Source organism: Niabella yanshanensis (assembly GCF_034424215.1).
In the GTDB taxonomy this organism is placed as follows: Bacteria; Bacteroidota; Bacteroidia; order Chitinophagales; family Chitinophagaceae; genus Niabella; species Niabella yanshanensis.
The window spans coordinates 693,416-719,550 of record NZ_CP139960.1 but is presented as its reverse complement, the minus strand read 5'-3'; the positions used below and the strand labels follow the sequence as shown (position 1 = coordinate 719,550).

The 26,135-nt window shown below is 41.1% G+C and carries 27 protein-coding genes; 16 read left to right on the top strand and 11 right to left on the bottom strand.

Annotated features, from left to right (window positions below):
- Nucleotides 1–47 precede the first annotated feature (47 nt).
- From panC to U0035_RS02590, 4 genes are all read left to right on the top strand, one after another.
- Entirely contained in the window at nucleotides 48–896 is an 849-nt protein-coding gene (gene panC / locus U0035_RS02605; RefSeq protein WP_114792619.1) for a pantoate--beta-alanine ligase, read from the top strand.
- Nucleotides 897–985: 89 nt separating this feature from the next.
- Nucleotides 986–1,417 carry an OsmC family protein gene (locus U0035_RS02600; protein WP_245957816.1) on the top strand — a complete coding sequence of 144 codons (432 nt, stop codon included), beginning with the start codon at nucleotides 986–988 and terminating at the stop codon, nucleotides 1,415–1,417.
- 57 nt (nucleotides 1,418–1,474) lie between these two features.
- Nucleotides 1,475–2,659, top strand: coding sequence for a trans-sulfuration enzyme family protein (locus U0035_RS02595; protein ID WP_114792618.1), 1,185 nt, complete (start codon nucleotides 1,475–1,477; stop codon nucleotides 2,657–2,659).
- Between the two features lie 23 nt (nucleotides 2,660–2,682).
- On the top strand, nucleotides 2,683–2,943 hold the full coding sequence (locus U0035_RS02590) for a hypothetical protein (RefSeq protein ID WP_114792617.1): 261 nt from the start codon (nucleotides 2,683–2,685) through the stop codon (nucleotides 2,941–2,943).
- Between the two features lie 4 nt (nucleotides 2,944–2,947).
- On the opposite strand, the gene U0035_RS02585 is transcribed toward U0035_RS02590, so the two are convergent.
- The 4 genes from U0035_RS02585 to pdhA form a co-directional block, all read right to left on the bottom strand.
- On the bottom strand, nucleotides 2,948–3,670 hold the full coding sequence (locus tag U0035_RS02585) for a (Fe-S)-binding protein (RefSeq protein ID WP_114792616.1): 723 nt from the start codon (nucleotides 3,668–3,670) through the stop codon (nucleotides 2,948–2,950).
- A gap of 218 nt (nucleotides 3,671–3,888) precedes the next feature.
- The gene (gene ribH / locus U0035_RS02580) at nucleotides 3,889–4,365 is read right to left on the bottom strand and encodes a 6,7-dimethyl-8-ribityllumazine synthase (protein ID WP_114792615.1); all 477 of its coding nucleotides are present in this window, start codon (nucleotides 4,363–4,365) and stop codon (nucleotides 3,889–3,891) included.
- Between the two features lie 2 nt (nucleotides 4,366–4,367).
- Nucleotides 4,368–5,066, bottom strand: coding sequence for a tetratricopeptide repeat protein (locus U0035_RS02575; RefSeq protein ID WP_114792614.1), 699 nt, complete (start codon nucleotides 5,064–5,066; stop codon nucleotides 4,368–4,370).
- A 25-nt stretch (nucleotides 5,067–5,091) separates the two neighbouring features.
- Nucleotides 5,092–6,087, bottom strand: coding sequence for a pyruvate dehydrogenase (acetyl-transferring) E1 component subunit alpha (gene pdhA / locus U0035_RS02570; protein WP_114792613.1), 996 nt, complete (start codon nucleotides 6,085–6,087; stop codon nucleotides 5,092–5,094).
- Between the two features lie 249 nt (nucleotides 6,088–6,336).
- On the opposite strand from pdhA, the gene ppk1 reads away from it, so the two are divergent.
- The 4 genes from ppk1 (at nucleotide 6,337) to U0035_RS02550 (ending at nucleotide 10,854) form a co-directional block, all read left to right on the top strand.
- A complete protein-coding gene (gene ppk1, locus U0035_RS02565; protein WP_114792612.1) occupies nucleotides 6,337–8,394 on the top strand; it encodes a polyphosphate kinase 1 in 2,058 nt (685 codons plus the stop codon).
- Between the two features lie 109 nt (nucleotides 8,395–8,503).
- Complete coding sequence (locus tag U0035_RS02560) at nucleotides 8,504–9,394, top strand: Ppx/GppA phosphatase family protein (RefSeq protein WP_114792611.1); 891 nt, start codon at nucleotides 8,504–8,506, stop codon at nucleotides 9,392–9,394.
- Nucleotides 9,395–9,444: 50 nt separating this feature from the next.
- Nucleotides 9,445–10,260 (top strand): 3-methyl-2-oxobutanoate hydroxymethyltransferase, encoded by an 816-nt coding sequence (gene panB / locus U0035_RS02555; protein ID WP_114792610.1) that lies wholly within the window; start codon nucleotides 9,445–9,447, stop codon nucleotides 10,258–10,260.
- A 42-nt stretch (nucleotides 10,261–10,302) separates the two neighbouring features.
- A complete protein-coding gene (locus U0035_RS02550; protein WP_114792609.1) occupies nucleotides 10,303–10,854 on the top strand; it encodes a hypothetical protein in 552 nt (183 codons plus the stop codon).
- A gap of 35 nt (nucleotides 10,855–10,889) precedes the next feature.
- On the opposite strand, the gene U0035_RS02545 is transcribed toward U0035_RS02550, so the two are convergent.
- The 5 genes from U0035_RS02545 to U0035_RS02525 all read right to left on the bottom strand — a co-directional run bounded on the left by U0035_RS02545 (nucleotide 10,890) and on the right by U0035_RS02525 (nucleotide 16,715).
- Nucleotides 10,890–12,128, bottom strand: a complete 1,239-nt coding sequence (locus U0035_RS02545) for an NAD(P)/FAD-dependent oxidoreductase (protein ID WP_114792608.1) — start codon at nucleotides 12,126–12,128, stop codon at nucleotides 10,890–10,892.
- 30 nt (nucleotides 12,129–12,158) lie between these two features.
- The gene (locus U0035_RS02540; RefSeq protein WP_114792607.1) at nucleotides 12,159–13,160 is read right to left on the bottom strand and encodes a 4-hydroxyproline epimerase; all 1,002 of its coding nucleotides are present in this window, start codon (nucleotides 13,158–13,160) and stop codon (nucleotides 12,159–12,161) included.
- A 56-nt stretch (nucleotides 13,161–13,216) separates the two neighbouring features.
- On the bottom strand, nucleotides 13,217–14,701 hold the full coding sequence (locus U0035_RS02535; RefSeq protein ID WP_114792606.1) for an aldehyde dehydrogenase (NADP(+)): 1,485 nt from the start codon (nucleotides 14,699–14,701) through the stop codon (nucleotides 13,217–13,219).
- A gap of 81 nt (nucleotides 14,702–14,782) precedes the next feature.
- Nucleotides 14,783–15,727 carry a dihydrodipicolinate synthase family protein gene (locus U0035_RS02530; protein WP_114792605.1) on the bottom strand — a complete coding sequence of 315 codons (945 nt, stop codon included), beginning with the start codon at nucleotides 15,725–15,727 and terminating at the stop codon, nucleotides 14,783–14,785.
- Nucleotides 15,728–15,833: 106 nt separating this feature from the next.
- Nucleotides 15,834–16,715, bottom strand: a complete 882-nt coding sequence (locus U0035_RS02525; RefSeq protein WP_114792604.1) for an AraC family transcriptional regulator — start codon at nucleotides 16,713–16,715, stop codon at nucleotides 15,834–15,836.
- Nucleotides 16,716–17,063: 348 nt separating this feature from the next.
- Here U0035_RS02525 and U0035_RS02520 point away from each other — a divergent pair, with 348 nt between their 5' ends.
- The 4 genes from U0035_RS02520 to U0035_RS02505 all read left to right on the top strand — a co-directional run bounded on the left by U0035_RS02520 (nucleotide 17,064) and on the right by U0035_RS02505 (nucleotide 20,435).
- Complete coding sequence (locus U0035_RS02520) at nucleotides 17,064–18,794, top strand: sensor histidine kinase (protein ID WP_162817983.1); 1,731 nt, start codon at nucleotides 17,064–17,066, stop codon at nucleotides 18,792–18,794.
- 9 nt (nucleotides 18,795–18,803) lie between these two features.
- Nucleotides 18,804–19,541: a LytR/AlgR family response regulator transcription factor gene (locus U0035_RS02515; protein WP_114792602.1), complete on the top strand. Its 738-nt coding sequence runs from the start codon at nucleotides 18,804–18,806 to the stop codon at nucleotides 19,539–19,541.
- 385 nt (nucleotides 19,542–19,926) lie between these two features.
- Nucleotides 19,927–20,256 (top strand): hypothetical protein, encoded by a 330-nt coding sequence (locus U0035_RS02510; RefSeq protein WP_114792601.1) that lies wholly within the window; start codon nucleotides 19,927–19,929, stop codon nucleotides 20,254–20,256.
- 56 nt (nucleotides 20,257–20,312) lie between these two features.
- Nucleotides 20,313–20,435: a hypothetical protein gene (locus U0035_RS02505; RefSeq protein ID WP_262510950.1), complete on the top strand. Its 123-nt coding sequence runs from the start codon at nucleotides 20,313–20,315 to the stop codon at nucleotides 20,433–20,435.
- Nucleotides 20,436–20,893: 458 nt separating this feature from the next.
- Here U0035_RS02505 and U0035_RS02500 read toward each other — a convergent pair whose 3' ends face one another.
- Nucleotides 20,894–21,238 carry a single-stranded DNA-binding protein gene (locus U0035_RS02500; protein ID WP_114792600.1) on the bottom strand — a complete coding sequence of 115 codons (345 nt, stop codon included), beginning with the start codon at nucleotides 21,236–21,238 and terminating at the stop codon, nucleotides 20,894–20,896.
- A gap of 325 nt (nucleotides 21,239–21,563) precedes the next feature.
- Here U0035_RS02500 and U0035_RS02495 point away from each other — a divergent pair, with 325 nt between their 5' ends.
- From U0035_RS02495 to U0035_RS02480, 4 genes are all read left to right on the top strand, one after another.
- Complete coding sequence (locus U0035_RS02495) at nucleotides 21,564–21,935, top strand: hypothetical protein (RefSeq protein WP_114792599.1); 372 nt, start codon at nucleotides 21,564–21,566, stop codon at nucleotides 21,933–21,935.
- 164 nt (nucleotides 21,936–22,099) lie between these two features.
- Nucleotides 22,100–22,834: a DUF72 domain-containing protein gene (locus U0035_RS02490; protein WP_114792598.1), complete on the top strand. Its 735-nt coding sequence runs from the start codon at nucleotides 22,100–22,102 to the stop codon at nucleotides 22,832–22,834.
- 220 nt (nucleotides 22,835–23,054) lie between these two features.
- A complete protein-coding gene (locus tag U0035_RS02485) occupies nucleotides 23,055–23,981 on the top strand; it encodes a VOC family protein (protein WP_114792597.1) in 927 nt (308 codons plus the stop codon).
- Between the two features lie 242 nt (nucleotides 23,982–24,223).
- Nucleotides 24,224–25,282, top strand: coding sequence for a hypothetical protein (locus U0035_RS02480; RefSeq protein ID WP_114792596.1), 1,059 nt, complete (start codon nucleotides 24,224–24,226; stop codon nucleotides 25,280–25,282).
- A 212-nt stretch (nucleotides 25,283–25,494) separates the two neighbouring features.
- Here the strand turns inward: U0035_RS02480 and U0035_RS02475 are convergent, their stop codons facing one another.
- Complete coding sequence (locus U0035_RS02475) at nucleotides 25,495–26,106, bottom strand: FMN-binding negative transcriptional regulator (protein ID WP_114792594.1); 612 nt, start codon at nucleotides 26,104–26,106, stop codon at nucleotides 25,495–25,497.
- Between the last annotated feature and the right edge of the window lie 29 nt (nucleotides 26,107–26,135).

The window sequence follows — 26,135 nt, the reverse complement described above, 5'->3', positions numbered from 1 at the left end:
TTTACCGTTTGGTCACGTTCTAAACAGTTAAAAATGATTACAAAGAGATGAGAATATTTAAGAAGATTTCGGACATTCAGTCTTATTTGCAGATTCAAAAAGATAAAGGTTTATCTGTTGGGTTTGTGCCCACGATGGGCGCGTTACACAAGGGCCACCTGAGCCTGCTGGAAACCTGTAAGACCGCTTGCGATATGGGTGTAGTAAGTATTTTTGTAAATCCTACCCAGTTCAATGATAAAAAGGATCTGGAAAAATATCCCCGTACGATTGAGAAAGATATAACTCTATTGGTGAACGCAGGTTGCGATGTACTATTTTATCCGGAGGTTGAAGAAATGTATCCAAATGGAGAAATAACAAGAATTTATGATTTGAAAGCCCTTGAAAACCTGTTTGAAGGTGCATTCCGCCCGGGTCATTTCCAGGGTGTTTGCCAGGTGGTGGATAAGCTGTTTTCAATCGTGCAGCCTCAAGCTGTGTTTTTTGGCCAGAAAGATTACCAGCAATGTATGGTAATCAAAAGGCTGATTGATACAACACCTGCATTCGGCTCCATAGAAATGACGATCGTTCCAACTATGCGCGAAACAAACGGACTGGCGATGAGCAGTCGCAACGCCCGGCTATCCGAAGAGGAGAAACAGCTGGCCCCAACAATTTACCAGACATTATTGTTCTTAAAAGGAGCGCTTAAAGCGGGACCGATGGCGGGGATTAAAGAAGCTGCTACTTTGAAATTAAATGAAAGGCGATTTATAACAGATTATGTAGGTATAGCGGATGCATACACTTTGGAGCCCGTGGATGATTGGGATGGACAGAAGCCACTGGTAGCCCTGATTGCAGCATTTTTGGGACCGGTAAGGCTGATAGATAATTTGGTTATTGCTTAGTTGGAAAGCTGCCTTAATTGAAATACTTTTGCACGCGCAAAAGGATCAATTTATAGATCATAGTAGAACCTTTAAATAATAATCTTATAATGATGAATACAGTAAAATTGAAAAGGGTAAGTGGAGAATATGGTTTTGATACCATTAATGAGAATGGAACAGTAGTGAAAACCGATACCAACCCCAATATGGGCGGTCTTGAATATGGTGCACGCCCTATGCAGCTTTTACTGAACGCATTGGCAGCCTGCTCCAGTATTGATGTGATCAGCATTTTGAAAAAACAGCGCCAGGAAGTTATTGACTATGAGGTAACCGTTAACGGAGAACGTGAACCCAATGTGGAGCCGTCTTTATGGAAAAATATTGAAATGATTTTTGAAATCACTGGTAATGTAGATGAAGATAAAGCAAAACGTGCCGTTGAGATCTCCATCACCAAATATTGCTCGGTAGCCATTACCCTTGTTAAAGCGGGTGCCGAAATCAAAACACAGGTAATTATTAAACAACCGAGTTGATAGATACTTGTTTCGAATAGCAAAACAATCAAAGACCCGAAATTAAAAGAATAAACGTTGAGCAACAAACGACCACTCCACCCCTCGACCATTGCAGTAAGAACCCAAACAGAACGCACTCAGCAAATGGAGCATTCTACCCCCCTGTTTTTGACCAGTAGCTTTACTTTCGAAAACGCTGAGTCGATGCGTGCTGCGTTTGCAGATGAGTCTGACGATAATATTTACAGTCGCTACAGCAATCCCACCGTGGATGAATTTGCGCATAAAATTGCGTTGTTAGAGAAGTGTGAAGCAGGTTTTGCGGTTGCGAGCGGTATGGCAGCCGTATTTAATTCCTTTATGGCGCTTTTGAAGACAGGCGATCACCTGCTGTGTTGCCGTTCGATGTTCGGCGGTACTAATACCGTTGTTACGAAGTTTCTGGGGAAATTCGGTATTGAATTTACGTTAGTTGATGCAGCTGATATTGATAACTGGGAAGCTTCGGTAAAGCCGAATACTAAAATGCTTTACCTCGAAACACCCACCAATCCGCAATTAGAGCTGATCGACCTGGAAAAAGCAGGCCGATTAGCAAAGAAACATAACCTTATATTTAATGTAGATAATTGTTTTGCCACTCCATTCTTGCAGACCCCCGCTGATTTTGGTGCTGACCTGGTGATTCATTCTGCCACCAAATGGATTGATGGGCAGGGACGTGTTTTAGGTGGCGTTATTGCCGGCAAAAAAGAACTAATCAACGAAGTGTACCTGTTTTGCCGTAATTCGGGTCCTACTCTTTCCGCTTTTAATGCCTGGGTACTAACCAAAAGTCTTGAAACATTAGACGTACGTATTACCCGTCATTCTGCCAATGCGTTGAAGGTTGCTGAGAAGCTGCAAAAGAATGCTCAACTGGAATGGGTGAAGTATCCTTTTCTTCCTTCTCATCCTCAACATGAAATAGCTAAAAAGCAAATGAGCGCTGGCGGCGGTATTGTTTGTTTTGAAATAAAAGGGGGCGTTGAGGCAGGCCGCAAATTTATGGACGCACTGCAATTATTATCACTTACGCCTAACCTGGGTGATTCGCGTAGCATCGCTTCTCATCCGGCAAGCACCACCCATTCTAAATTAAGTGAAGAAGAACGTTCTAAAGTGGGCATTACACCTGGTCTGATTCGTATTTCAGTGGGTTTGGAACACCCGGACGATGTGATTTACGATATTGAGCAGGCTTTAAGCAGCATTAACTAACAACACGAACTAAAAATGAGACAATGGCTAAAAAGGCGAGCAATGTTGTAACTGACTTAACCACAGAGGAGCTTCTTAAGCAAAAGAAAACACTTACCGGGGTAGCTTTTGGACTGGGCATCGTTATGTTGGTAGCCTGCCTGATCCTGTTCTATCTTGTATTGAAGAGCAGGAACTACATGATTATCTTTGTAATTCCGGTTGCCATGCTTTCTCTTCTCCCCAGTTTTATGAGATTAGGACAAATAAATGCGGAGCTGAAATCGCGTAATACAGAAAAGTAAAAGGCTACCAGCCACTTGCCAACACATCGGCCAAGTGCATAGGTTTGATACGGTAACCTTTTCCATTAATATATCCCTGCAGGTGCATCAGGCAGGAAAGATCAGTGCTAATGATATAGTCGGCGTCTGTTGCAATGGCATTTTCTACCTTTTGCTCCCCCATACCTACCGATATTCCGGGAAACTTTACAGCGAAAGTACCGCCAAAGCCACAACAGGTTTCCACATCATTCATTTCGGTGAGATACAGTCCCTTTACATTTCCCAGTAATTGCCGCGGACCCTCTTTTATTTTACATTCGCGAAGTGCGGCACAGCTATCGTGATAGGTGGCAAGGCCATTTAATTCGGCGCCGCAATTATCCACCTTTAGTATATTAAGCAGGAATTCTGAAAACTCGAAAGTGCGGGCCGCCATTGACTTCACCTCATTATGCAGAGATGAGTTATCAAACAATTTCTGATAATAATTGCGAATGAAACCGACGCAGCTGGCGCTGGGCGCCACTATATATTCAGCATCCTTAAAATCGTTGATAAACTTGTTGCATACGGCCTTTGACTGATCCCGGAAACCCGCATTAAAGGCCGGTTGCCCACAACAGGTTTGATTGCTGTTGTAATAAACTGTACAACCGAACTTTTCCAGCACCTTTACCATATTAAAACCCGTTTCAGGATATAACTGGTCAACAAAGCAGGGAATAAATATATGAACGTTGTGCATAATTGAGTTAACAGTTTAAGAGGGGTACATAACATTTTTTCTGCAACTCCGCGTTCTTAGCGTAAAATTTTGCGCCTCAGCGGTAAAAAAATACTAAAATTCAAAAAAATGTTATGCACCCGTTTAAGAGTTGACTGATGACAGCATGATACGTATGTACGAAGTTTGATGTACGGTTACGTTATACGTACACCAGGGATGTACATCGTACATTCTTATCATTCCAGCATTTTAAGCGCCGTTATAGCAGCTTCCTCGCCCTTATGCCCGTGTTTGCCGCCTATTCTTTCGACCGCCTGCTCTTCGGTATTTACCGTTAACACGCCAAATATAGTAGGTACGGGCAACATCAGGTTTAATTGTAAAATACCATCGGCTACCATTTTGCATACATAATCAAAGTGTGGTGTATCGCCCTTTATAACTGCTCCAAGCGCGATGTAAGCATGCGGTTCGTCGAATTGTTGCTTGGCTTTGTTCCAATGCCGGTTAATGGCAAAAGGGATTTCTACGCAACCCGGCACGATCAATACCTCCACCCTTGCATTATATTGCTTCAATATACGTAAACAGCCGGCTTCCAGCTCGTCTACAATATTTGCGTTCCATTCTGTTTTTACTAAAACAATAAAGGCATCCTGTTTAAAGATGCCAGTATTGGTATTTAATAAATTACTGTTACCAGTTGATGCCATTATTAATTAACATTATACACCCCTAACTGTGCCAGGTACTTATCAGCTTCAAAACCTTGCTGTGTACGGGGATATTTTTCTTTTAATTCTTTAAAAAGTGCAATTGCTTCGTCTTTGTTGTTTAACACATGCTGTGCTAAAAAAGCACCTCTGAACAACGCATCAGAGCTTTGTTGAGGGTCTGCTTCAAAATGATTCGCTGCTTTTTTATAATAATCCAAGGCCTCAGTTCCCTTACCCAGGTCACCATAAGCGTCTCCCAATAGTAAATAAGCGCGCTGCTGAATTTGTTTGGAGTCGGTGCTGAAATCTTTTAAATATTCAACAGCTTTTTCATTCTGATTCAATTTAATATAACAGCTACCTGCATAAAAATTAGCAAGGTTCCCTTTTGAGGTACCGCTGTAATTGTCAGCAACTTTTATGAAACCCGGATTTACACCATCACCATTCAAAGCAAGGTTGATAGAATCCATTTCATAATATTGTTCAGCTTTATAGATTTTATCTGCTGCTTCGGCTTCTTTAGGTCCTTTTACAAAGTTTTTGTATGCAAAAAAACCGCCCACTGCAACCACCACAACGCCCAGGAAAAGAGAAATGTTTTTGCCATTTTTGCTCCAAACCTGCTTTGCTTTTTCAACAGTTTCGTTTTGTTCAAGCGTTTCATTACCAGCTTGTTGGTTTGTGTTATCTGCCATTTTATTAGTGATAGAAATTTTAATATTAATCAACAATGAAAGGATAGTTCTGATCCATATAAACATCCTTCAGTACTTCGTCGTCATTAGGCAGCGGACTTTCTTCTGCAAATTTTACAGAATTGGCAACCACTTCTTCACAACGGGCATCAATTTCATTCAATACCTCTTCAGTAGCATAGCTATTGTCCAGGATATTCTTTTTCAGGATAGAGATAGGATCCTTGGATTTGTACTCATCTACCTCATCCTTGGTCCTGTATTTTTGAGGATCACTAATAGAGTGTCCTTTATAACGGTAGGTTTTAATCTCCAACAATGTTGGACCGCCTTTTTCACGCGCACGTTTTACTGCTTCAGCAATAGCATCGTGTACCGACTCAGGGCTCATGCCGTCAACCACAGCCGATGGCATATCAAAACCTGCACCCAATTTATAAATATCAGTTACGTTTGAGGTACGCTCAACAGAGGTACCCATTGCATAGTTATTGTTCTCACAAATGTAAATTACAGGCAATTTCCAAAGCATGGCCAGGTTAAAGCTCTCGTGTAAAATGCCCTGCCTCGCAGCGCCGTCTCCAAAAAAGCAAAGTACTACATTGTCGGTATCTTTGTAATGTTCAGCAAAAGCCAAACCTGTACCGGTACCGATCTGGGCACCAACGATACCATGACCTCCATAGAAATTTTCTTTTTTACCAAAGAAGTGCATACTTCCTCCTTTACCCTTTGCACAACCAGTAGCTTTTCCGTACAATTCGGCCATACAACTATCAACCGATACACCTTTAGCAATCGCTAATCCGTGGTCACGATAAGCTGTAATGAACATGTCATCAGGTTTCGTTGCGGTCATGCAACCTGCTGCAATAGCTTCCTGACCCACATACGCGTGAAAGAATCCGCGTATTTTACCTTCCATTTTATACTTTTCTTCTGCTGTAAGTTCAAACTGGCGAATCAATTGCATCAATTCATACCAGTATAAATATGTTTCTTTAGAAAATTTTGTTGCCACTCGCTAAATTTTTGTCCGAAGAACCCCTCCGTGGAGTGCAAAGTAAGGGAAAAAAGCATTTAAAACCAATAGCTGTTAGTGAAGGTTTTGCACTGGATAGCAGGTTTTTCATTAGGAAAAGACACACTATTACATGGAACTTCTCTTATATAAAAAAATAATAAATACTTAAAGTTAGTTTTCAATCAGGCAGAAGCGGGTATCCTATATTTATCGGATATTTTTTATATATTGAAAACTTAAATTACAATGTTGAAACTTATTCCAAGAGATATTAGCTGGCTATCATTTAACGAGAGGGTTTTGCAGGAAGCATCGGATCATACAGTGCCTTTAAAAGAGCGGGTTAAGTTTCTGGGCATTTTTTCCAATAACCGGGATGAATTCTTTCGTGTACGTGTGGCGTCACTTAAAAGGATGCTGCAAATAGAAACCAAGATGAAAATGCATGCCGAGAAAAATCCTCAGAGAATTTTGGATGAAGTGCAGCGTGTCAACGCAGAACACCAGGCGGCATTTGAGAAAGTATGGGCCGAGGTATTGGCAGAAATGAATAATCAGCATATTTTTCTTAAGAATGATAAGCAATTGAATGGAGAACAAAAGAAATTTATACTGGACTTTTTCGACAATGAAGTGAGCGCTAATATGGTGCCGCTGATGGTTGAAAACATCAAGAAATTTCCGAACCTGAGAGATAAGTCGATCTTTTTAGGAGTAGTGATGTCTAAAAGTTCTGATAAAGCTGACAGGAAATATGCTATTATAGAAGTTCCTGTAACTGCAGTAGGTAGTCGTTTTATCGTTTTGCCATCAAAAGAGGGCACACACGATATTATGTTGCTTGAAGATGCCATTAAGTTTAACCTGCCCGATATTTTTAGTTTTATGGGGTACGACGAATTCCAGGCACATATTTTTAAGTTTACGAGAGATGCTGAGCTGGATATTGACAATTCTGATACCACTACCATTATACAAAAGCTGGAAAAAGGGCTTAAAAACCGTAAAAAAGGTAAACCCATTCGTCTTGCTTACGATGAGAATATGGACCCAGGGTTTCTTGAATACCTGCTGGCACGCCTGGGATTAACAAAAAAGGATAACCTGATGCCGGGAGGAAGTATCCATAATTTCAGGCATTTTATGGACTTTCCTTCGCAGGTTTTCACGCATAAAGCCAAGCGTAAACAACCTTTTATACATCCGCTGCTGCAGGACGAGCGCGTGGGAGATGTGTTGATGAAACGCGATGTATTGTTGAATTTCCCTTACCACAGTTTTAGTCCGGTTGTTGATATGATCAGGGAGGCGGCATTTGATCCGGATGTGGTTTCTATAAAAATAGCCTGTTATCGGCTGGCCTCGCAATCTAAAATTATAAATGCACTGGTAAATGCGGTGCGTAACGGGAAAGAGGTGACGGTAATGATGGAGTTAAAGGCTCGTTTCGATGAAGAAGCTAATTTGCAATGGCAGCAGGTACTTACTGACATAGGCGCTAAAGTTTTAACTGGCATCCAGGACATGAAAGTGCATGCCAAGATCTGTGTGATCAAGAAACGGATCAAAAGCAAAACGCATCATTATGGCTTTGTGAGCACCGGTAATGTAAATGAAAAAACGGCCAAACTGTATGGCGACCATTGCCTGTTGACCTCGAACCGGTTTATCATGGCAGATGTGAACCGTATCTTTAATTTCCTTGAAAAGCCTGATACGGGATTTCATTTCCTGGAAAAATGCAGAACTTTAATACCTAGTCCGGGGTTCATTCGAACAGAATTGAATAAGCTAATTGAAGCCGAAATGGCCGCTGCGCGCAAAGGACATGCAGCTGAAATTATCCTTAAAATGAATTCGATGGCCGATGCGAGGTTGATCGAAAAACTGACAGAAGCCGCCAAAGCAGGGGTAGTTATTAAGTTAATTGTGAGAGGGATATTCTGTATGCAGTCAGAAAGTAAAAAATTTAAAGAGCCCATAAAAGCCATCAGCATCATAGACGAATACCTGGAACATGCCCGTGTTTGGGTCTTTCATAATCGTGGCGATCACAAAGTGTATATTTCTTCAGCCGATTGGATGATTCGTAATATTGAGCATCGTGTTGAAGCTACCTGCCCTATTAAAAGCGAAGACCTGAAACAGGAATTAATCGATATTCTGAATATTCAGCTCAAAGACAATACTAAGGCAAGGATTTTGAATAACGAACTCAATAATGAGTATGTAAAAAGGAAGAACAAGGAAGAAGTAAGATCGCAGGAAGAAATTTATAATTATCTCGCTAATAAATCTTACTGATATTTGCAGCGTCACAGGAACTGAGATATTCATATTTTTGATCCGATAGCCCGGGGTATTTTGGTATACCCGGTTATTGATCAGGCTATAATTTATAAAAGAGGAACGGATGAAACTGGCAGCCATCGATATAGGAAGTAACGCAGCAAGGTTATTAATCACAGATGTATTTCTTAGTAAAAGAAAGCAACCCGAATTCATCAAATCGAACCTGATACGGGTACCGCTGCGCTTGGGGTTCGATGTATTTGACACCGGTGAGATATCGGAGGAAAGAGCAGGTCGCCTAATATCTACTATGAAGGCTTACCGGAATTTACTGGATGCCTATGACATTAAACACCTGAAAGCCTGTGCTACGTCAGCCATGCGGGATGCCCGGAACTCAAAGGAAATCATAAAGAAGGTAAAAAAGGAAACGGGTATCGATATAGAAATTATATCAGGCGATGTGGAAGCCGCTCTTATTTATGAAACACATATTGCAGAGGGCTTGGAAAAAGATGTACTGTATTTATATATAGATGTAGGTGGCGGTAGCACCGAAATTACTTTTTTTCTGAATGAAAAAGTGATCTTCAAGCAATCTTTTAATATAGGAACCATCCGTCTTTTAAAACAGCAGGTAAAGGAAGAACAGTGGGAGGAAATGAAGGATACAATAAAAGCACAGGTGAAGGATGCTAAAAAAGTGATGGGTATTGGTAGCGGCGGTAACATTAACAAAGTGTTCTCGCTGTCTAAAAGAAAAGAAGGGCGTCCCCTGCCACTAATGCTGCTACGCGATTTTTACAAAGAAATGAGCAGTCTTAATTTGCAGGAACGCATGAGCGCGTACAAACTCCGGGAAGATCGTGCCGATGTGATTATTCCTGCCCTGCTCATTTATATTAATGTATTAAAATGGGGAGGCGCCGAGGAAATACTGGTTCCTAAGATCGGATTGGCAGACGGCTTGACCCATGCCTTATATGATGAGGTAATTAAAAGCCTGGAATAACCAGTTCCTAACATAATAAATGCTAATTTCACTTTTCAATTTTTATAATCGTGTCCATAAATAAAGAAGTAAAACGTATTACCACCAATACCCTGATGATGATGAAACAGGCGGGTGAAAAAATATCTATGCTCACCGCATATGATTATTCATTTGCACGCATCATTGACAGTGCAGGTATTGATGTGATATTAGTGGGAGATTCGGCATCCAATGTAATGGCCGGGCATGAAACCACTTTGCCCATTACTCTGGATCAGATGATCTATCATGCTTCATCCGTCATCCGTGGCGTACAGCGATGCCTGGTAGTGGTTGATCTTCCTTTTGGTACGTATCAATCTAATTCTGAAATCGCATTGGCTTCGGCAATACGAATCATGAAAGAAACCGGGGCGCATGCCATTAAGCTCGAAGGAGGTGAAGAGGCTATTGAATCAATTAAAAAAATAGTATCTGCCGGAATTCCGGTGATAGGACATCTGGGTCTTACCCCCCAGTCTATTTACAAATTTGGTACCTATGCGGTACGCGCGAAAGAAGAAGCCGAGGCTGCCAAGTTAAAAGAAGATGCAAAATTACTGGAGGAAGCGGGTTGTTTTGCTACGGTATTGGAAAAGATACCGGCTCAATTAGCCAAAGAAGTTACTGAAAGTATACATATCCCCGTTATTGGTATAGGAGCAGGAAAGCATTGCGACGGGCAGGTTTTGGTGATGCATGATATGCTGGGCATTAATACGGAGTTTAAACCCAAATTCCTGCGCCAGTACCTGAATATATTCGAGCAGGCAACTGAGGCTGTAAAATCATATGTGAATGATGTAAAAACCAACGATTTCCCGAACGAGAAGGAACAGTATTAGTGTATCTACTATATTCTATTGTAAACCTAAGTTCTGCTGATAATGAAAAACACGATCCCCTGTGCACTATTGTTTATGGTTTTATATACATCCTGCAATAATGAAAAGGAAAATATTGAAAAACCCTACACAGTGCAGGAGGTAAGTATTCAGGAAGTTATTTCAGCAAATTCTACAGAGGAGCCTCCCCCGCCACCTCCTCCCCGCCATACATCTAAATTTGCGACGTTTAGCGAATGGTTAAAGAATCTTTGCGACATAGAAAATCCTGATAGTCGAGTTCAGTATTACGAGGTTTTTTTATTAAAGAAAGATAACCCGCCAGCTACTGACCAAGCGCAGTATTTTATGGGGATTAGGGGTTCTGAAAAAAACAGAAAGGAGGACGCGGTCTATAATGAAAAAGATGGTCATTTCTATCCCAGGGAAGTTTATCTTACTCCTTCGACAAGCGTATATAGCCAACTGAACGAGGAACAGGCTATACAAAAAGTAAAAGAAGAATTAAAAGCATTCATTCAGTCTTCTCAATTTAAACAGTGCTTTCTGAGAAAAGCAAAATCAATTCGCTTGAGAGAAGAAGTTGTTTTGTAGGATTCAGAATTTCTTTCAGTGCTATTTGACTCCGATTAAAATCTCCCCGGATCAAAAGCATCCACATTAATACTGGGAGTTTTATGTTGAATGATCTCGTTAAGCAATATACCTGTTCCGGTAGCGCAGCTTACTCCCATCATAGCATGTCCTCCGGCGTAAGTTAAGTTCGCGTACTGATTATGCCTGCCAATATATGGTAAACCGTCCGGCGTGACCGGCCGGTAACCAAACCAGGCTTTGCGGGTATCAGGTTGAGCCAGATCCATTTTGGGATAGTATTTTTTAAATGCGTCATAAATTGACTGAACTCTTTTAGGAAGTATATTGTCACTATGACCACTTATTTCCATAGTACCGCCAATGCGCAGCCATTGACCAATGGGCGCCGTAGCAACGCGATCATCTACCAGTATAGACGGATACTGCAGGTTATGAGCCAACTGATCATATGCCATACTATACCCCTTGCCCGGTTGTAATAATATCCTTATGCCCAGGAGCTTCGAAAGTTCACCCATCCAGGAGCCATTGGCAATAATAACCTCATCAGCAGGAATGGGCTGTGTATGGGTAACCACCGATGTAATTTTATTACCGGTTTTCTCAAAATCAGTAACCTCCGCATTCAAATAAAAATGAACACCTATTTCCCGTAAACGTTTGTATAGGGCCTGCATCAGTTTGGCAGGATTTACATGACAATCGTCGAGATACAATACACCGCCCGCTACATCTACCTCTGTCTCGCTCTCATAATCCTGTACCTGTTGTTTATTGCAAATAACAGTTTTAAGTCCGAATTGCTTTGCCTGTTCGGCCATTACCTTCTCATGGTGCCCGGTGATCTCGGATTTGTAAAGCATAAAAACGCCTTTTTCTAAAAGATCAAAATCTTCCAGGTCATTTTTCAGATCCGTCATTTGCTGACGCGAAAGCTGCAGCAGGTTATTAAGATGTGGTGCATTTCTTTCCACCAATGATTGATTCGCCGATTTACGGAAAGTCAGTCCCCATCTTACCAGGTCTGCATTTAAACGGGGTTTAATGTAGAAAGGCGAAGAAGAGCTCATCATCCACTTCATACCCTGTTTTATAATGCCCGGTGTTGCCAGCGGAACAAAATGAGAGGGCGATATATAGCCAATATTACCAAATGAACAGCCATCTGTGAGATCGTTTTTATCCACCACCGAGACTTCCAGGCCCGCTTTTCTTAAATAATAGGCTCCGGTCAAACCGATGATACCACCACCAATGATTACAACATTCATCGTCCTATAGTTTTATGTCTTCATTACTCATCAGATCACCTGGAATCCATGCGCATAGGGATCATCTTCTTTATCAATCCAGATTGTATTATAGCCATACAGCCTGGCCCATCCTTCTACTGAAGGTCTTATAGCTGCCTTGCCGGCAACAGTAGTCTCCTCCTCTATCCTGCCAATAAACTTACTGCCTATAATACTTTCATGTACAAATTCATCTCCTTTTTTCAACTTTCCCTTTGCATGCCACTGGGCCATACGTGCTGAAGTACCCGTTCCGCAGGGGCTCCGGTCTATGGCTTTATCTCCATAAAATACGGCATTGCGTGCGGTGGAAGTTTTGTCTATCGGATCCCCGGTCCATAAGATATGGGAGCAGCCATTGATGGTTGGATCATCGGGATGTATAAATTCGTATTGATCATTGATATTTTTACGGAGCTCCCTTGCCCAGGCAATCAGTTTACCTGCGTTATAGTGATCTATACCTTTGTAGTTTTTTTGAGCATCTACAATGGCATAAAAATTACCGCCGTAAGCAACATCTACTATCAGTTCGCCTAATTCAGGACAATCTACGATCAGTTCTGCTGAGTGCAAAAAGGCTGGTACATTGGTCAGTTTCACCGTTTTTACTTTTCCTTCAACCTGTTTGTACCCGATCATCACCAGGCCGGCCGGAGCTTCCATCCGTACAATACCCGGAGTTTTAGGCTGTATCAATCCTTCTTCTATAGCGATGGTAATAGTGCCAATGGTGCCATGGCCGCACATGGGTAAACAGCCGCTGGTTTCAATAAACAATACTGCGATATCATTGGCCGGATCATGGGGCGGGTATAAAATACTGCCGCTCATCATATCATGGCCACGTGGTTCAAACATCAATCCGGTTCTGATCCAGTCATAATCACGTAAAAAGTGTTGTCTTTTTTCGCTCATATTATGCCCTTTCAAATCGGGTCCGCCTTTTTTTACCAATCGCACGGGATTGCCGCAGGTGTGGGCGTCTACACAATCAAAGATATGTTTCATTACTTATAGGCATACGGATCGGGAAGTAACCAACCTTCCTACCGGTTTTTACGTCTTTAATGAATAGGCTCTTTAATGAGCTCGTCATTTACTGTTCTCCAGATTCCCAAAGGATTTTCATTTTTCAGTTCATCTGGCAACAATTCATTCACCCAGTTCTGAAAAGCTACGGGCCTTGCAAAACGTTTGATGCCATCTGCACCTACTGAAGAAAACCGTGAGTCGGTGGTAGCCGGGAATGGCCCGCCATGCTGCATGCTTAAACAAACTTCCACACCGGTTGGTACACCGTTCAAAATAAAACGGCCGCAAAGATTTTGAACTGCATCTACCAGCTCGGCGTTATTGATAATATCTGCCTCGGTAGCCATTAATGTAGCCGTTAACTGACCTTCGATATGCCGGGCCACTTCAAGCATCTGCTGCAGATCTTTACACCGGATGATCAATGAATAGGGACCGAACACTTCCTGGTGCAATACCGGGTTGCTAATAAAAGTTTCAGCACTTACAGACGCGATAGTAGGCGACCCTTGATTTTCTGCAGCTTTAACTTTTGATATTGATATTGTATCAACGCCGGTTTGGGCCAATGCCTGCTCTCTTTTTTGGCTGTAGTTTTTGCTGATACCGTCGTGCAACATGGTTGCCGGAGCAATGGTTTCTATTTCGGCAGCCAATGTGGCTGTGAACTGGCTTAGTTCTTCTCCTTCCACTCCTATCAACAAGCCGGGATTGGTACAGAACTGTCCTACCCCCAATGTGACAGAACCGGCATATTGTTTTGCAATTTCCGAAGCAGCAATTTTCAGTTTTTCCGGCAACAGAAACACGGGGTTGATACTGCTCATTTCTGCAAATACGGGAATGGGTTCTCTCCTTGCATTAGCCCAGTCAAACAACTGCTTTCCGCCAGAGAAGGAACCCGTAAAGCCTACCGCTTTTGTATAAGGATGCTCTATTAAGGCCTGTCCAACTTCAAAACCTGTCCCATGCACATGTGTAAAAATGCCGGCAGGCCAACCGGCTTTTTCTACAGCCCTTGTAATTGCTTTAGCCACCAGCTCACTCGTTTCAGCATGTGCAGGATGTGCTTTTACAATTACCGGGCAACCTGCGGCAAAGGCAGTTGCTGTATCACCACCTGCCGTGGAATAAGCAAAAGGAAAATTGGAGGCGCCAAAAACCACTACAGGTCCCAAAGGCACCAGCATTTTACGGATGTCTGGCTTTGGAGGATTTTTGTCTGGTACTGCTGTATCAATCCTTGCTTCCAGCCACTCTCCTTTTTCACAGGCTGTTGCGTAAGAATTTAATTGAAAAATGGTTCTCGCCCGTTCACCCTTTAAACGGGCTTCCGGCAGGTTGGTTTCTTTACCAGCTACGGCAATTAATTCGTCACCCAGCGCTTCAATTTCCGTTGCAATAGCTCGCATGAAGTCGGCTCTTTCCCTGAGCGAGCGTTTTCTGTAAACATGAAAAGCACTCCATGCGCTTTCCATAACCTTGTTAATTTCTTCTTTAGTTATATCCCGAAACATTTTTGACGGTAATTTGATTAGAAATTGGTTAAGTCCAACTATTTCAATATTCAGTTATATCTAACCACAATATTAATACCATTATAATAAAGCTGACTCTATAAACGCTTCTTTACCATTAATAATGTGGCTGACATCAGGGCGATCCGAGATACCTTTATTGATCAAATGAAGAATCCGCTCTCTTTCTTCTCCCACTAATGTAAGCCGGGGTGCGCGCACATATTCACTTCCAATACCTGTTTGTTGCTCGGCTAATTTAATATACTGTACCAGTTTTACGTGAATATCCAGTTCCAGTAAAGGAAGGAACCATCTATAAATTTCTATAGCTTCTGCCAGGCGGCCAGCTTTGATCAGTTTATATAAGGCCACTGTTTCAGCGGGAAATGCGCAAACCAATCCCGCCACCAATCCATCTGCGCCAGCTACCAATTCCTCTAATGTTAGTGTATCTACTCCACAAAGAACAGCATAGCGATCGCCAAACCTGGTCTTCATACGGGTTACATTCGACACATCCCTGGTGCTTTCTTTAACTGCCGTGATATTGCTGCAGGCAGTCAATTCTTCAAATGCATCCAAAGTTACCAGAGTTTTATAATCAACCGGGTTATTATAGATCATGATGGGCAGATCAGTGCTGTCAGCTATCGTCTTAAAATAAGTAACCAATTCACGATGATCGGGAACATAACGCATGGGCGGAAGCATCATCAAACCGTCCACACCCCATTGTTTTCCCAGCGCAGCCTGTTCTAAAGCCAGTTTGGTACTGCCTTCTGCAATATTTAAAATTACAGGTACGCGTCCCTGTATTTTGTCTATAGCGAATTTGATCAGGCGTTCTTTCTCTTCGATTGTCAAAACGCTGGCCTCGCCCAAAGTGCCACCTAAAATAACGCCTTCAATTCCTGCAGCCAGCTGTGCATCCAGGTTTTTTTCGAATAAAGCGAAATCCAACTCATCATTTTCAGTAAACTTGGTGGTTAAGGCAGGCATCACCCCTTTCCATTGAAATGTCATAGCGTTTAAATTTGTTTGAGCAAAAATAGAACCGCATTATCGCAGCCACTAAACATAATTTATCCTTTTTGAACCATATTTTATCAAACTTAAAGTAAAGTGTCAACTAATTGCCTGAGGCCTCCCGGTATTCTTTCAGGTACTCCAAAGGTGACTTCCCGGTTACTGTTTTAAAAACACGGTTAAAGTTAGTGATACTGTTGAACCCGGATGTGTAGGCAACGGTTGAAACGCTTTCAAAATCGGCTGCAGTCAGTTTCTTACAGGCTTCATTAATTCTGACTTCATTTAAAAACCCTACAAAAGTATTACCGGTTTGTTTTTTAAAGTACCGGCAAAAAGCCTGTGGCGTCATATGCGATACGGCTGCCACATCTTCTAAGGGTATATCGCTATGGTAATGCTGCATGATATAATCATAAACCTGTCCTATACGAATGCCCTCTGTATCGCTCACATTGTCGGGGACCCGGGTTGACAGGGGTTCCAGCTCTTTGTTGATAGCGTTCAGATACTGAAGTAATTCAAAAAAATAAATGAGCCGGTCAGCGTTACGGGCGCTGTTCAGGGCCAGCATTTTGTCGGCTACATGATCTCTATGAGCGTCTGGGATTTTAAACCCACTATTATGCCGATCCAGGAAATTTTTGAGCATCTTCATCTCCGGGGCACCGAAAAGAAATTTTAGCTTTTCAGTAGGGTCAAAAAAAATAGTAAGCGAACGGATCTGTTTGGCAGGGTCGGCTGTAAAGTATTCCGGTCCGCTTTTAAATAGATGCGGCTGGTTGGCGCCAATAAAAAAGATATCTCCCGGATTAAAAGAATATACATTAGTTCCGGCCACAAAACTACCTATACCTTCTATGATCCAGGTCAATTGAATCTCAAGATGACGGTGCAGATAAGGGTAAAAATAAGGAAGCTGCTCCTCCTGGCTGATTACAGATTTATCATGCGAAACGGGTATTGTAAACTGTAATACGTTCATGCAGTGAATATACGAAGCTTGCATAATAAAATAATAAGAGCCGATATTTCGATGGAAATATCAGTTATAACCTGTACTGTTGCGAATATTTCTTGACAACCCGGGCAAATACAATCTGGTTGAGGGACATGAATATTGTATTTAATATATTGTGAGGATTTTAATTTCTAATTGAACTTCGTTGATCACACCATGTGGAACACAATACGAGCATCGCTGTTTCTTGTTTTATGGGTAGTTACGCTATCCTGCAAATACACCAGTAGGGAAAGAAAGTTTTCGGTTTCGAATGAAAGACGATACATTGACATTGCTCTAAGTATGGACACCATGAATACGTCCCGGCGAATGACACTAATGGATTCTGTTCTTAAAAGTGTAAAAATAGCCGACATAGAAAATGAACTGTATTTCAACTACTTCAGCGGATACAACTATTTACTCCAAAATAAACCCGACAGTGCTATTATATACTTTGACAGGATGGATATGTCACTGAGGTCAGGCGAGTGGACTATACTTAAACAATACCAGGAGCTGAGCATTCTTATCAATCAACAAGGCACTGTGGCCTCGGATTTAGCGATCAGGATATTGAATGTTATAAAACAAGCCGAAACTTCTAATAGCTCGTTTACTTACAGGTTGTACGACCTGCTTGCCAAAGCCTATTATAATAACCATAACACAGAAAAAGCAAAAGAGTATACAGATCTTTATTACAAAAACCATCCTTTCAAATCCCACCCCATTATAGCGCAGCGCTATCACGATATTTTTTTTATGCTGGCCGAATCCGGAAAAGACACTTTAGCCATGCGTCAGTCGCTGGATAGCAGTCGTAGCTTGGCAATCCATATTAAAGACAGCATTGCATTAATGCGCACTTATGATTACGAGTCGCACTTGTATGCACTCAAGGGACAAACCAAAAAGGCGCTTGATAAAAGCCGTGTTTTTTTTGAATACTTTTCCCGCAACAATATGCTTTCTACTTATTGGTTCAATAACCTGGCTACCAGCTTTAATAAAGACGGTCAAATAGACTCGGCTATTTATTATTACAATAAGGGTATTCAATGGTCCGGCCAATTTGATCCCAATATCAGTTTACTTCCGTTTTATAGTGGCCTCAGAGATATGTATAGGATGAAAGGTGACTATAAAAATGCCATGATAGCTTCCGATTCGGCATTACAGATATATATCAGGAATACAATAAGAATAGAAAATGAGAAAATTGAAGCCATACATACCGAGTACCAAACCGAAAAGAAGGACCAGCTCATTGAGGCATTGAACACGACCAATGCATTAAACCGGAAAATTATTTTTCAGCAAAGGTGGATATTCATCGCTATAGCCATATTGCTTGCTATTCTGGGATTATACCTTTACAATAATTACAAAAGGAAAATTTTAAAGGCGAAAAATGATCAATTACAAATTGAAAATAAAAGACTGCTCCTGGAACAGAAAATAAGCCAGATGCAGCTGAATCCCCATTTTATTTACAATGCTATAAGCAATTTGCAGGGGCTCATCAGCAGTGATAACAAGATAAAAGCCAACAATTACCTGGTGTCATTTTCAAAGTTAATGCGTAATTTTTTAGAATTAAACCGTAATGAATATATTACACTGTCGGAAGAAATCGTGTCTTTACAAAACTATATACATCTGCAGCAAATGCGGTTCGAAGACAAATTTAAATATGATATAAATACAGGAAATGTGGATGTAGAGGCTGTCATGATCCCTCCTTTGCTATTACAGCCATTTGTTGAAAATAGTATAGAGCATGGCTTTAGGAATATCAATCATCATGGAATGCTTCGTATTGATTTCAATTCTGATGCTAACCAGTTATGTATAAAAATTATTGATAATGGAGCCGGTTTGCAATCGCAACAAACGCAGTTCACTACACCCAAAAAATCGCTCTCTAAGGTGATTATACAGGAAAGATTGGATCTGTTGTTTAATCAAATGGAAAAAAAGGCCTGGTTCGAGACCAGCACCCTGGAGGATCGATCTGGATGGGTTGCTCAAATCACTATTCCGTTAATCACCGCTTAAATCTGTGCAATGAAAGTATATATACTGGAAGATGAGCTTAATATTTTAAAATACATCCTTTCTTTGGTAGAAAAAATACCCTACCTCCAAGTGGTGGGTTACTCGGCCGAGATCAGTAAGGCCCAGATTGAAATTTCCAAATATCAGCCTGAATTGATTTTAGCCGATATCCAGCTCAAAGATGGTAATAGTTTTTCCTTGTTAAGTAATTTGGAAACAAGTGCCTATGTTATTTTTATAACAGCATACAATCAGTATGCTATTGATGCATTAAACATAGGCGCATTCGCTTACCTCCTGAAACCGATAGATCCATCGGTTTTTGAAGATACCATAGACTGCTGCTATAGAAAAGATCAGGCATATAAATTTAATCAACAACAGGTAGCGATTGCAGCAGGACGGTACAGTGGTATTACTCCAACTGAAAGAATTGCTTTGAAAAGCCTCGACTTTACACAGATTGTAGCTGTAAATGATATTATTTATTGTCAGAGCGATAAAGGTTATACGACCTTTTTTTTAAGAGACGGGAGTAAAATAATGGTAAGTAAAATATTAAAAGAGTATGAAAGCATTTTACCGGAAACCATTTTTATCCGTTGTCATCAATCCTATCTTGCCAACACGGCTTACATTCGGAAATACTTTAAAGACGGATATTTGGAGATGACCAATGGCGATAAGATACCGGTATCCGACCGGAAGCGCCAGGTGATGAGCGATTATATTGAAAGTATCAGTTAGCATTGTTGGGGAAATATTTTTTAGGAATAACAAATATTAAGCGGTTAGCTGTAAATATCGATTGGCGTTTACCTGTTTCTTTCAGACTGTTAGTTTTGGGGAAATCTTAAGAGAGATGAAGGGAATGTTGACTATATCTGCTTTAAGCCTGCTGTCGTTCGACATGGCAGCACAGGTAAAAATCTGCCTCAAAATCCACTATAAATCTGCGGTATCAGCTCCAACCCCGCCACGGGCAGCGGCGGGGTTAACGCAAGTAGCTATGGTAAGGTGGTGTCAAATTCGACTGTCGACTGTATGAACGGACAGAGTACAGCTATTACCGACAAGAGGAATCAAATTAACCAGATGTTGCCTTTTATATAAAAAGGACTATGGGGACGTTTTGGGTAATAAGCTGGATTATTATGTTCCCGGCAGGCTATCTTTCAACTATGCTGATGAAAAAGCCGGGCAAACCTGCCTGGACGCAAAGCCGCCTTCATTTATGGTCGCTGAGGACATACGGTTTTACACTGCCAATTACCGGGTACTACGGGATGCTTTTATTATTTTAACCAAACACTGGAATGACGTTGTGGCGGCGGTGGGAAATAATGGGGTGTCCAATTATAGCAAAGGTGAGGGCAAAAAGAAAGCTCAGGTGATAGAGGCTGATATGGGAAAATATTATGAAATAAGAAAGGCAATCGGAACCCGCACTAAAACCGTTTAAAAGCTGATTTCCCATTTTCTGTTGATAAATCGCCCGACAAAAAGCAATATGTCAATATGCAAGATGACTTAATTGCAATAGAAGATTTTTCCTATCATATCAGCAGCTTTGAAGTAATTGAAAAGAATAAGGGAGCAATTACGAAAGCATTGGGAGTTATTGTAGGATGCTCTTATTAAATATGGTAGGAAATGCCCCTGCCAACAGCAATATAGGTAGTTTTAATTATAAATCTTTTACTCCAACGCGAATGGCTGTATCAGGTATACCAGGGAAATTTTAAATGGTACTATTCGCGTAAAGACCAGGCTGAAATGCCTGGGCGTAATAACTACTACTATAAAAGTATCATACGATCATATAACAGTAGCATGAGTCGTTGAGCACAAATAATAACAACTTAGTACTGCTTATTAAAGTCTGTCTTCTGTGTAGGGATATCTGTTAACCCAGGTTTCCCTTTTTTGGGTAAGATAAAACTTACTTTAATATTCCTGCTAAAAATGCAGCCCGGCAAATTGCCGGGGCTGCATTGGTGGTCGTCATAGGTTAGCTCCCTCTACCAACATTTTACGATCGAAACATTTCTATTTAGCTCTAAGACTATTGTTCATCAATTTACCAGAACGCCCCGCAACTATTCCGCGGCTTTGCTTCCAAGCATTAACAATTCGTTGGCATGTACTTCAGTAATGTATTTTTTAACGCCAGCCTTATCTGTATAATTTCGACTGATCAGTTTTCCTTCAATAGCTACTTCTTTTCCTTTGGCCAGATATTTATTGGCTATTTCGGCTACCTGGCCCCAGGCCACAACATTATGCCATTGGGTTTCTTTTACCCGCTTGCCCTTGCTGTTTTTATAGGTTTCGCTGGTGGCAACACTAAAGCGAACCATTTTTTTGCCGCTTTCCATTGTTTTAACTTCCGGGGCTGCTCCCAAATTTCCAATTAACTGAACTTTGTTTTTTAATGCGTACATAACTTTAAGTTTTGTATCCGCTAAAACGGACGGTTAAAAATTTTTTATTTCAATCTCTCAGTGGCGCCGCTGATTGACAACACAAAGATGCGATCTTTGAAAGCTCCTAGTCGTATTTTAAACATTTACTTACGACAATAAACGCTTATAAACGTTTGAAATGGCTGTTGCGTATCAATGACTTGAAAATCAATAGATGTATTTTTTTAATACGTAATCATTTTCGTAACTTCCGGGTATATTTTCCCGGGGTCGGCGATCCGGCTATCTGATAGCTTGCATCAGACCCCGCCTATAACCTAAGAATTATCTCAAAATGCTGATTATGGAAACGCAACCTAAGAATTGCCTGGCCTGTGGCAAGCAGGTAAAAGGACGAAGTGACAAGAAGTTTTGCGACGATTACTGCCGAAATTCATTTAACAACCATGCACATGGAGTAAACGGCGGAATCATTCGTAATATCAACAACGATTTAAAAAAGAACAGGCAGGTACTGGCATCACTTCTGCCGAAGGAACAGGAAACGATTAAAACCCTCAGATCCAACCTAATTGATCTGGGTTTTAAATTCCGGTGGATGACCCATCAATACACCACCTCAAAGGGGCAGGTTTACTATTTCTGTTACGATTATGGTTACCTTATAATAGAAAAGGATCTGTTGCTGGTTGTCAGGGGTAAAGACTATTTATAAAGGTTACTTGTTCATTGGCCATCGCGCTATTGCAATTTTTGTACTTATTGGGGAAGGAATTTCCCTTCTGTTATCGTTTTGCTTCTGTAGTTAAGATGGCATCATTTTTCTACAGTTCGAGTAATTAAGATACATTTAAACAGGTTATAGGCAAGATTAGAAATATGAGTAAAGGGAAATGCTATATTGGCACTTCAGGTTGGAAGTATAAACATTGGAAAGGCACTTTTTATCCGGAGGGTCTAAAGGATAAAGATGAGTTCGATTATTATACTCAGCGCTTTAATACAGTTGAGATTAATAACTCTTTTTATCATTTGCCTGCCGCTGCCACATTTAAAAATTGGAATTCAAAGTCTCCGGCATCCTTCACCTATGCCGTAAAAGTAAGCCGGTATATCACCCATCTGAAAAAGCTTAAAGTTGAACCTAACAGTATCGATCTTTTTTTATCAAGAGTAGCCTATTTGAAGGATAAAGAAGGTCCGTTGCTATTTCAGTTGCCTCCAAACTGGCGGCTGAACATAAAGCGCTTCAGAGCTTTTCTGGCTGCTTTACCAAAGAAACATCGGTGTGTGTTTGAATTTAGGGAACCCAGCTGGTACAATGATGAAGTTTACGAAGAAATGACCAAAAGCAATAGTGCATTCTGTATTTATGAACTTGCCGGGCATCAATCACCCTTGGTGTCCACAGCTGATTTTATATATGTACGCCTACATGGTCCAAGTGCTAATAAATACCAGGGAAGCTATTCTAAAAGGCAACTGAATACCTGGGCTAAACGATGCAGGAAATGGTCAGAAGAAGGCAAGGACGTTTATTTATATTTCGACAATGATGAGCAAGGGTACGCCGCTCATAATGCGTTGGAACTAAATAATATTTTATCTTCCTGAATTATTACCTATATTTTAATTTAATATAAATTGGTATACATATTGAAAATTTGTGTTTTATAGTGCCTATATTAAATTAAACAACATGTAATTTATTCTACAGCAAAGTTCTGTATAAAGTAAGTGAGATCATTAGCTCATATATTCTTCTGACACGGAACATCATTAATTCAAAATTTTAATGGCATAACTATTGAACTTCTTATTTAAAAGTCCAGCCATGCAGAAGATTATTCCACACCTTTGGTTCGATAAGCAGGCTCTTGAAGCTGCCGATCTTTATACTTCTGTTTTTCCGCAATCGCAGATCACTCACGCATCTGTGATTCGGGGTACACCCTCTGGTGATTGCGATATCGTTCACTTCACGCTTTGGAACCAAGCATTTATAGCCATCAATGCGGGACCTCTTTTCAGGTTTAACCCGTCTATGTCTTTTATCATCAATTATGATCCCTTATCTTTTGACGGGACTCCGGAAGAACAGGAGAGCGCCGCACGTGAAAGCTTGGAAAAAGCATGGCAACAATTAATGGATGGAGGCAAAGCGTTAATGCCAATAGGAGAATATTCCTTCAGTCGGCAGTATGGTTGGGTACAGGATAAGTATGGGCTTAGCTGGCAGTTGATGCTCACTGATCCATCCGGCGCTACCCGGCCATCCATCGTACCTTCATTAATATTCACCGGGAAGACCTTAGGGAGAGCTGAGGAAGCCATTCATTTTTACTGCTCTATATTTAAAAACTCGGAACAAGGTATGCTCGTCCACTATAGCGAGGGAATGGACCCGGATAAAGCCGGAACGGTTATGTTTGCTGATTTTAAACTGGAGGACACTTGGATGGCAGCTATGGATAGCGCTCATCAGCACGGTTTTGAATTTAATGAATCAGTTTCAATGATGGTAACCTGTGAAGACCAGGCAGAGATCGACTATTACTGGAACCAATTATCTGCCATTCCCGAATCGGAGCAGTGCGGCTGGTTAAAAGACAAATTCGGCTTTAGTTGGCAGATCACTTCTGCAGAAATGGAAAACCTGATGAGAAATGGTAGCCCCGAACAATTGGACCGTATTACCAGGTCCTTCCTTTCAATGAAAAAGATTGATATTGCTGCGATAAAAGCAGCAGCTGAAGGGTAAATCTTATCAAATATATTTCCCTCATATATAAATTCGATTAACTCACATCCTAGTGAGTTTTTTATTTATGATGCACCTTCATGTCTCTTAATCTGTTGCTAACCTGCATTTCATATATTATACTACAAAATATTAACTCACCATTTGGTGATATAAATATTTTTCTTATAACTTTGGCCGGCTGTTTATGAGAGAGACTGGCCATCCCCTCTGTTGCAGCGACTCACCTTTAAATCATCACCATGAAAAAGTATTTCCTATTAGCTATTGGCAGCTTGCTGGTTGCTACGTTTTCATTTGCCCAAACCAGTACTACCGAACATTTTGAGTCGGAAACTGATGAGAACACCACATTTGTTGATAATGGAGTTATATTTAGTATTGTTTCTAATACCGGCCGGTTCTTTATCCAGACAAGCTATCCCAATACAGGTTGGAACGGCACTGCAAATGATAATGCTTACATTGATAATTCAGGCTCCCTCAGCCTTTTTGATCCTAATGCGGTACTCAATTCGTCGTTAAGCATTAAAACAACTTCGAATTTATTTAAAGTAAACCGCTTTTGGGTATACTTAGCCACAGCTGATGCAGCTGTTCAGAACGTAGTAGGAACCCTTACTGTAACGGGGAAGTCGAGAGGTGTTAATAGTTTTACGCAAACCAAAACTACAGGGTTTGTCACTTCAACGGACACTACAAATGGCTATACCCTGATAGATCTTACGAATCTGAATGGCCAAAATTATGCAGGCATCGTTATCGATGAATTGCAGCTTACGGTTGGAGGAGCTTATCGCTATATGGCTGTTGATGCGTTTAACTGGGTGAAAGAGGCTGCTGTGTTACCGGTAACATTCGGGTCTGTAAATGCATCCTCTAAAAATAACCGGTTAAGTATAAGCTGGACCACGGAGAAAGAAAATTCTAACGACCATTTCGAAATAGAAGCTTCGACCGACGGACAACAATTTACTAAAATTGGAATCATAGCCTCCCAAGCTGCCAACGGTAACAGCGATATTGTTTTGAGTTACCAGTGGACTTCCAATTCTGCTTTACCTCTCGCTGGCTTTTCGCTCGTAGGCTTAATACTAATGCCTTTTTCTAACCTGTCTCGTAAGAAGACCTGGGTATTGGGATTAGCCGCGGTAGGTTTTACTGCATTCGTATTACATGGGTGTACGAAATCGGGAGATGCTATCGACGACCATCAACCTTATTATGTTCGTATTGCGCAGGTTGATAAGGATGGCACCAAATCGTACTCTAAAGTTGTGAAAGTGCAGCAAGATCAATAACTTTTCTATCAAACTGGAAGGCCGCCTGACAAAGCGGCTTTTTAGTATCCCCACCCTTCTTATTCCTGATATACTTATCGCTTATATGGAGCGCGGCGATAGCTTGCTTGACCGTAAAGGCGCCAGGACGGGGGAAGTAAAGTATCTCCTGCAATATTTGTGTTATCTGTGGCATGAGTCCGCATTAAGCTGTTCAAAACCCATACACTTTATTAGGAATCTACTTCTCTTATATAGGCCGCAATATCTCTTGCTACACCAGAATCGCTGTGCTGCAATTGCTCAATGATTCTTTGTCTTTCAGCTGCAGTTTTATTCTGGCTCAGCTTTTTCTGACCCTGCAGTTCTGTTACTTCCAATTCAAAAGCAACGATTCCTTTTAGCATTCCATTTTTAAATTTATCTGGTAATTCGTTCCATTGCCCCTGGTAAGCGGGCTCATAAAATCCTATCATCTGCTCCAATAGCTTCAATTTACCGGCTTCATCTTCAATTGTGGTAGCTATCCCGTAAGCATGTACCGCCATATAATCCCAGGTAGGAACACTATCTTTTTTATCATAATGAGCCGGAGAAATATAGGCGTGGGGTTCAGAAAAGATAATTAAGGACTGCTGTTTATCAATATATAAAGCCTGCTCGTTTGCCCGGGCAAAATGTGAACTCAATGATAGCCGGTCTCCGTTATCCTTTATGACAAAAGGTAGCTGTGTAGCTACCGGTTTTTGATCAATATTGGTAACAATAGTTGCGAAAGAGTAACGTTTCATAAAAGCAATCATCTCCTGGTTATTGCTAAACTTATAATGGTTGGGCGTATACATAACTATCTGCTTTAAAGTGATGCAATGGA